Here is a 7829-nt window from a genome sequence, read left to right on the forward strand (position 1 = left end):
CTGCGCAAGCGCAAGCCGGGCAACGGCCACGCCGATGGCATGACCGGCCCGCGCAACCCGGCGGCCTGCCAGCGATCGTAGGCATAGGCAAGGTAATCGAGGTAGTCGAGCGTATGCACGGCAGCCAGTTCGGCGAGCGTCGCCGGCGGCGCAGCGATCGGCGGCGCGAACCCGGCGGCTTGCAGCGCGGCGAGGATGATGTCGACTCGCCGTGGCGTTTCAAAATATGGCACTGGCTGGCCGTCAAGGATCTCGAATGGCGGATCGTGACGATGGTGGTCGGCACTCAGAAAGATCTTCATAGTGATATTGTACCGTAGTCTGGGCGGATGGGAAGAGGTGTTGACCGCTGGTACGTTGTTTACCGCAGAGGGCGCTGAGGGCGCAGGGCATCCTGTCATTGCGAGGGCGCGCCAGTGCCCGAAGCAAGCGCCCCCTTCGGCGGAAAGGTTCCGCTCCCGTGCTCGCGGGGGATTGCTTCGCTTCGCTCACAATGACAAGCGGGGTGCAGGAGATTGCTTCGCCGCCGTTGGCGGCTCGCAATGACAAGCGGGGAGTGGCGCGGCCGATCTTTTGTCATTGCGAGGGCGCGCCAGCGCCCGAAGCAAGCTCCTACTTTAGCGGAACAGGCTCCCTGACAGGTGTCGCTTCCCCTCCCCCAGCGGGGGAGGGGTCGGGGGTGGGGGCACGGAACCGAATAGCCACAAAGATACGCAAAAGGCGCAAAAATCGTCCGTTTTTGTGTTTTGTGTCTTTTCGTGGCAATGCCGCTAGCCCTCACCCCCCCCAGCCCCTCTCCCCCTGACGGCGGGAGAGGGGGAGTCGCGCGATGGGCTGACGAGGCACAGCAGGAGCGGAAGCGAGCAGCGCCCCGCTCCCGCAACGCGGGAGCGGGGTTGGGGGTGAGGGTCTATTTACCGCCGAGGACGCAGCAAGCGCCCCCTTCGGCGGAAAGGTTCCGCTCCCGTACTCGTGGGGGATTGCTTCGCTTCGCTGCGCTCCGCTCACAATGACAAGCGGGGAGGCGGGAGATTGCTTCGCCGCCGTTGGCGGCTCGCAATGACAACCGGGGAGTGGCGCTTCCCCCAAAAACCTTTGCGTCCTCTACGATCTTCGCGCCTTTGCGTTAAACATCTCTGCGCCCTCTGCGGAGCCGGACAGTCGTCCGGATCTACGATCGTTATCGGGCCGTCGCCTCATTTCTGGTATACTGGCGCCGCGGTACTCAACCATGGCCGGAGGAACGCATGAAGATCTATAAAGCGCGCGCGCCGATGCGAATCGGCTTTTTCGGCGGCGGCACCGATGTCAGCCCTTACGCCGAAGAATACGGCGGGAAAGTGCTCAATTGCACGATCAATCTCTATGTGCGGTGTATGCTCACCACTAGCAATACACCCGGCATTCTGATCCGCTCGCTCGATCTGCAAGAGGTGAGCCGGCAGGTGAGCGATCGCGAATGGGATGGCAAGCTGGCCCTCCCGCAGGCGGTGCTTGATGCGCTGCCCCAGTTGCGGCCCGCCTCCGCCGGTTACAAGATCACCATGTTCAGCGATGCGCCACCCGGCTCCGGTCTTGGTTCGTCGTCGGCGCTGGTGGTGAGCATGCTCAAGCTGCTCTACGCCGTGGCCGGCCAAAACGCCGACCCGCACCAGTTGGCCGAACTGGCCTACCGGATCGAACGGGTTGATCTCGGCATTCCCGGCGGGCGGCAAGACCAGTATTCGGCGGTGTTTGGCGGGATGTGCGTCTATCACTTTGGGCGCGATCGGGTGATCGTCGAGCCGGTGCTGAGCGATCCAACCGCTTTGCTTGAGCTCGAGAGCTGCTTGATTATCGGCTATATCGGCGACCGCCAGTTGCTTACCCGCCATCTCATGACCGATCAGGTGCAACGGTTGGTCAAGGGCGATACACTGCGGCTGCATCACGAAACGAAGGCCTTTGTTGATATTGCAGCCCGCCTGCTGCGCGAACAGCGGATCGCCGATTTTGGCCGCTTGCTGCACGATGCATGGGAGGTCAAGAAAGCCTTTTCACCCCACATCGCGCCGCCGATCGTCGAAGAGGTCTATGCGCTGGCTCGCAAGCACGGCGCATGGGGCGGCAAGATTTCCGGCGCCGGCGGCGGCGGCTTTATGGTCTTTGCCTGTCCCTTTGACCGCCGGCTGGCCATCGAGCGCGCTCTGACCGAAGCTGGGGTGATCGTGCGCCCGTTCTCGTTCGTGACCCACGGCGTGCAATCATGGGTGGTGGAAGAACCGGATGAGTGAGCGCGATCGCTCGCGCCACATCGCCAACCAGCCGGCGCTGCGCAACCGCCACGTGCCAACGATGCCGTAGGGCAGGAACAGCACGATCAAGATGTAGACGATGCCGAACAAGAGCGGCCAGCTGGGCCCAAAGAAGACGTTGAGCCAATAGCCGAGCAGTTGAATCACGCCAGCGCCGAGCATCGGTCCGATCAGCGAGCCGACGCCGCCGATGATCGTCATCAACAGTGCATTAATTGTCGTGCCCACGCCGAGCACCGCCGGGTTGGCGTTGAGGTTCCACAGCGCGTTAAACGCGCCGGCCAGCGCGGCCATCACGCCGCTGACCGTGATCGCAATCAGTTTGAAGGTGAGGGTATGGTAGCCCAAGACCTTTGCCCGCGTCTCGTTGTCGCGAATCGCCATCATCACCCGTCCGGTCGGAGAGTTGACCACTTGCCGCGCCAGCAGGTACATTACGATTGTAAACGCTAACGTAACATAATAAAATCGAAGCCGTTCCGTGGTCGGGCTAATCCACGCCGGCACCGGAATGCTCTGCAATCCGTCTTCGGCCCCCGTCCACTGGCGGAAGTCGGTCGCTTCGGCCAAGAGGAAAAACATCTGGGCAAACGCGAGTGTCACCATCGCGAAATAGACGCCGCTCACCCGCAGCGAGAGCAGGCCGATGATCAGGCTCTGGATGCTGGCGATTACGATGACGGCCAGCAGGGCCGAGCCGAGATCCCAGCCGGCATGTTTGAGCAGGATACCGATGGTGTATGCGCCGGTGCCGAAGAAGAGGGCATGGCCAAACGACAGAATGCCGGTATACCCCATCAGAATATCGTAGCTCATGGCGAAGACGGCCAAGATAAAGACCTGAATCAGCATGCCCTGCCAAAACTTGGGCACTCCCTCGCCAACCGGCTGGCCGCTGAATAGCGAAACGACAAACGGAAAGATGATCAGGCCGCCGATGAGGGTCAGGCCGGCCCACTGTGATGAGGTGAAACGATCCCGCATCGGCTACTCCTTTTTGCCAAACAGACCGGCTGGGCGCAAGAGCAGCACCAGCGCCATGATCAACACGGTTGAAGCGCGGGCAATTGATGGCGAAAACGTCATCGCTTCGCTCATCCACGGCAGTTGAATGCCGGTCAGCACCATTTGGTCGCCGAAGGCGCGGGCAAGGCCGACCAACAAGGCTCCCATGGCTGCGCCGGTGAAGCTGCCCATACCGCCGATCACCACCGCGATGAAGGCTTGCAGTTGAAACTCTTGGCCGAGACCGGGGCTAATGCCGAGAAATGGCGCCGCGGCGACGCCACCCAATGCGGCCAACCCGGCCCCCAACGCGAAGACGAGGGTGAAGATGCGGCGAACGTTAATGCCCAGCGCTTGCACCATCTCGCCGTCTTGCACGCCAGCGCGGATGATCATACCGAGCCGGGTGTAGCGCAAGAGCACGGCGATGCCGATGAACATGGCAATGCCCAACGCAATAATGAAGATGCGGTAGCTGGGGAAGGGCCGGCCCAGCACGTCAATGCTGGCGCAGTTGTCTTGCAGCCACGCGATCAGGTTCGGCGAGGGGCAGCTTGGGCCGCGCCGGCTAAACCATGCCGGCAGTTCCATAAAATACCCTCCCGGCCCCCAAATGCCTTTGACCAACTCGGTGCCGACGAAGACTAAGCCGAGCGTGACCAGTACCTGATAGATGGGCCGGCTGTACAGCGGACGGATCAGGCTCCATTCCATTAACCCACCCAACGCCGCACCGCCGCCGGCGCCGGCCACCAGCGCCAAGAGAAAGCGTGTATTCGAGTCGAGGGCCAAAATCCAGCCTTCGGCGCTCAATCGCAGCGGCGCGATGATCAATGCCAGCACCAGCAATCCGATCGGCCAAGCCAGATCACGGTTGGCTGGCCGGCGCGCGTGCTCACTGCCAATGATAAAGGCCGCGCCAGCGATCAGACCGGCAATCGCCAGCCCCAGCGTGCGCGCGATAAAGAGGCCCACCGGCGCTTGGGCCTGTTCGGTCGGCACTCTCCCGCCCGAACTGAGGGCAGTGGTCGCCAGTGGCGCTAGCTCAAACCCCCAGACCGCAAACACCCCGACCAGCACGGCCACCACCCACAGCGGGCGGCGATGCCCGGTGGGCAAGCTGCTGAACGGCAACCAGCGCGCGAGCAGCCAGCCGGCCACAAACGCGAGCACGAAGGGCAGCGTATTGAGCAGCAGGCGCGGGTTGGCGTAGAGCGTAAAGCCGATATACGCGCCAATCATAAAGAGGGTGCCGTGCGCGAAGTTGAGCACGTCCATCAAGCCAAAGATCAGCGAGAGGCCGGATGTCACCAGAAAATAGAGCGCGCCGAGCGTGAGACCCGACAGCAAGATGCTGGCTAAGACCCGTGGTTCGTACTGGCTCGAAGCCCACATGGCGAAGAGGATCGCCGCGACGATGCCGGTGATCAATCCGCGCCGGCGCTGAATCCACTCGATCATGCACTACTCCTTCAACCCCAAGCCGCAGAGCAAGCAGAGACGTAGAGACTCTCAACGCAAAGACGCAGAGGACGCGAAGGATGCTAAGTTTATGAGGTATAAGCGAGCTTGTATCGATCCTTCCAAACCCTTTGCGTCTTTGCGTGTATCCCCTTTGCGCTCTTCGCGTCTTTGCGTTCAGAATCTCTGCGTCTTTGCCTCCTTTGCGCCTTTGTGTTAGCCCGCGCCGAGATATTTGTCGATTGTAGCGTGGTCATGCACCAGATCAGCCATACGTCCGTGCTGCACACTACGCCCATCATCGAGAATGTAGTACGCATCGGCCAACTGCGCGGCCATCGCGAAGTTCTGCTCAACCAGCAAGATCGTCGTTTCGGCGGCCATTTGGCGCAGTGCGGCAACGATCTGCTCGACGATGATCGGCGCTAACCCTTCGCTCGGTTCGTCGATCAACAACAGCCGGTTATCGGCCACCAACGCACGCGCGATCGCCAGCATCTGCTGTTGGCCGCCCGATAGCTTGCCGCCCGGATGGCGGTAAAACCGCTTGAGATCGGGGAAGAGCGCCATGATGAAATCGCTGCGCTTGGCCAGATCGCCGCGTTTGCGCTCGGCCAGCCGTAGATTCTCTTCGACGGTCAGATCGCGGAAGATCGCGCGATGTTCGGGCACGTACCCGACGCCAAGCTGGGCAATCTCGTAGGCTGGCCGGCCATTGATCGGTTCGCCGGCGAGGCGAATGCTGCCGCTGCGCGGCGGATTGAGGCCCATGATCGAGCGTAGGGTAGTGGTCTTGCCGGCCCCGTTGCGGCCTAGCAGCGCCGTAATGCTGCCGGCGCGCACCTGCAGCGAGACCCCTTCCAGAATGTGGAATTGGCCGATAAAGGTATGGATCGTATCAACTTCGAGCAACACGTCACTCATGGCTGCCCTCCGGCGAAGGCTGTGCCCAGATACGCCTCGCGCACCGCCTGATTGGCGCTGATCGCCGCCGGACTGCCCTCTGCCAGCACGCGCCCTTGATGCATGACGGTTATCGTCTCGGCGAGACTCATGACGACAGACATATTGTGTTCAACGATTAAGATAGTTTTGTTCGTTCCTTGCCGGATGCCGCGCAACAGATCGAGCAGCATTGGCACCTGTTCGGTCGCCATGCCGGCGGTCGGCTCATCGAGCAGGAGAATGTCGGCGTCGCCGGCCAGCAGAATCGCCAGTTCGAGCCGGCGTTTGTCGCCGTGCGGCAGGGTGGCGGCAATTTGCAAGGCCCGCTCATGGAGGCCAACTTGGTGCAAGGCCGCTAACGCGCGCTCGGTGTAGGCCCGCAGCTTGGCGGCGCTCGTCCACAGCCGGAAGTTGTCACGCCCGCGCGCTTGCGCCGCCAGCCGCACGTTTTCCAGCACCGTCAGCGTCGGGAAGATGTTGGTGATCTGGAACGAGCGCCCAATGCCGAGGTGCGCCATACGGTGCAGCGGTACGCGCGTAATGTCTTGCCCGCGCAGCAGCACTCGCCCTGATGTTGGTTTGAGGTAGCCGCTAATCAAGTTAAACAGCGTCGTCTTGCCGGCGCCGTTCGGGCCAATGATGGCATGAATGCTGCCAGCGCGCACCCGCAGATCAACCTGATCAACGGCGCGTAAGCTGCCGAAGTCGCGGGTGAGGCGGTGCGTTTCGATAATCCAATCGCTCACGTAGACTCCTTGGGGTGTGCCCTCGCACTCTGCATTGCGTTGCCCCGCGTGGGGGATCATCAACCAGAAGCCGGTTGCTTGGAGTGCGGCAGTCAAACTGCCGCACTCCATCCCCGGACTGTACCCTTATGGACACCGGTTCATCGCTGCCGGCACCATACAGGGTGGCGCGGTCTGCTCAGGCGTGAACAGCGTCACCAGCTCGAAGAACTTGAAATCGGGATCGGTGGTATTGAGCAGGCGCACCAGCGTCATCGGCTGCAAGAGCACGTGATCCGACGCGCGCACGGTGTACGTACCCTTCGGCCCGTCGAAGGTCATGCCTTCAAGCGCGGCGATCATCCCCTCAGCCGCTGGATCGCCCTTGGTCGCTTCCAACGCCTTGACCAGCATGATCGCCGCGTTGAAGCCGCTCTCGGTGAAGAGATCGGGAGGCGTGCCGTAAGCTGCCTTGTGGCGCTCGGTGAGCCACTTGTTAACCGGATTGTCGAACAGGCTGTAGTGGTAGACACTCACACCAACCGAGCCGATTGCGTCAGCGTAGCCGTTGACCATGGTCTGGTTATCGCCGAAGCCGGTGGCCACCGTCATTACATCGAACACACCCAGTTGCTGCATCTGCTGGAACATCGGAACGAAACCGGTGCCCGACCACGTGACGATCAACACTTCCGCTCCTGAATCGAGCAACTGGTTGATGTAGGGCGTGAAGTCGGTGGTGTCCGGCGGGGCAAAGACGGCGCCGGCACCCTCAGCGGTATCGTTGAGCACAAATTCACCGCCAAGCGCCTTGACGGTAGCGTAGAACGCTCCTGCCGAGCCGCGCCCGAAGGCGTTGTCTTGGGCAATCTGGATGAACTTCTTGCCGGTCTGCAAGAGCGCGGCGCTCATCGTCAGCGCGTCTTGCACACTGGTGCGTCCGGCGCGGAAGGTGTATATATTGAAGTTGTCGCCGGTGAGGGCGGGGGTTGCTGCCGGCGCCGCGATGTAGATGATCTTGTTTTCGGCGGCCACCGCCGAGATCGCCAGCGCCACCGGCGAGCTAGGCGAACCGACCAGCACATCGGCTCCGTCGCTCTCGATCGCTTCGCGGGCGAGCGCGACGCCAGTCTCAGGGTTGCTGGCGGTGTCTTTCACCACGACCTTGATCGGGCGGCCAGCCACCGCATTCGTACCGTTGGTCGCATACTCCAAACCGAGCGTAAAGCCACGCTCAAGCATGGGGCCGTAGATGGCGAGCAAGCCGGAGTTATCGGTCATCAAGCCAACCACAATCGGTTCGCCGGTAGTGGCTGAGGTTGTTGGCGCGGCGGTCGGTTGCGGAGCCGCCGTAGGTTCGGCGGTCGGCTGCGGCGCAGCAGTCGGCTGCGGCGCGGCG

Annotated in this window: 6 protein-coding genes and 1 pseudogene; 1 reads left to right on the forward strand and 6 read right to left on the reverse strand. The window is 62.1% G+C overall.

Going from position 1 to position 7829, the window contains the following annotated elements; translation table 11 throughout:
* Positions 1 to 302 (reverse strand): annotated as a pseudogene (locus U9R81_RS01005) (histone deacetylase family protein); the annotation flags it as partial.
* 945 nt (positions 303 to 1247) lie between these two features.
* On the opposite strand from U9R81_RS01005, the gene U9R81_RS01010 reads away from it, so the two are divergent.
* The gene (locus tag U9R81_RS01010) at positions 1248 to 2273 is read left to right on the forward strand and encodes a GHMP kinase (RefSeq protein WP_322489906.1); all 1026 of its coding nucleotides are present in this window, start codon (positions 1248 to 1250) and stop codon (positions 2271 to 2273) included.
* Here the strand turns inward: U9R81_RS01010 and U9R81_RS01015 are convergent.
* The 5 genes from U9R81_RS01015 to U9R81_RS01035 all read right to left on the reverse strand — a co-directional run.
* Positions 2244 to 3278: a branched-chain amino acid ABC transporter permease gene (locus U9R81_RS01015; RefSeq protein ID WP_322493683.1), complete on the reverse strand. Its 1035-nt coding sequence runs from the start codon at positions 3276 to 3278 to the stop codon at positions 2244 to 2246. The genes U9R81_RS01010 and U9R81_RS01015 overlap by 30 nt on opposite strands.
* A 3-nt stretch (positions 3279 to 3281) precedes the next feature.
* Positions 3282 to 4760 carry a branched-chain amino acid ABC transporter permease gene (locus U9R81_RS01020; protein WP_322493684.1) on the reverse strand — a complete coding sequence of 493 codons (1479 nt, stop codon included), beginning with the start codon at positions 4758 to 4760 and terminating at the stop codon, positions 3282 to 3284.
* Between the two features lie 216 nt (positions 4761 to 4976).
* Positions 4977 to 5684, reverse strand: a complete 708-nt coding sequence (locus tag U9R81_RS01025) for an ABC transporter ATP-binding protein (protein ID WP_322493685.1) — start codon at positions 5682 to 5684, stop codon at positions 4977 to 4979.
* Positions 5681 to 6451: an ABC transporter ATP-binding protein gene (locus U9R81_RS01030; RefSeq protein WP_322493686.1), complete on the reverse strand. Its 771-nt coding sequence runs from the start codon at positions 6449 to 6451 to the stop codon at positions 5681 to 5683. The genes U9R81_RS01025 and U9R81_RS01030 overlap by 4 nt, the downstream gene beginning before the upstream one ends.
* Positions 6452 to 6577: 126 nt before the next feature.
* A partial coding sequence (locus U9R81_RS01035) for a substrate-binding domain-containing protein (protein ID WP_322493687.1) occupies positions 6578 to 7829 on the reverse strand: 1252 nt, incomplete at its 5' end.

The organism is Chloroflexus sp., assembly GCF_034435895.1.
Lineage (GTDB): Bacteria > Chloroflexota > Chloroflexia > Chloroflexales > Chloroflexaceae > Chloroflexus.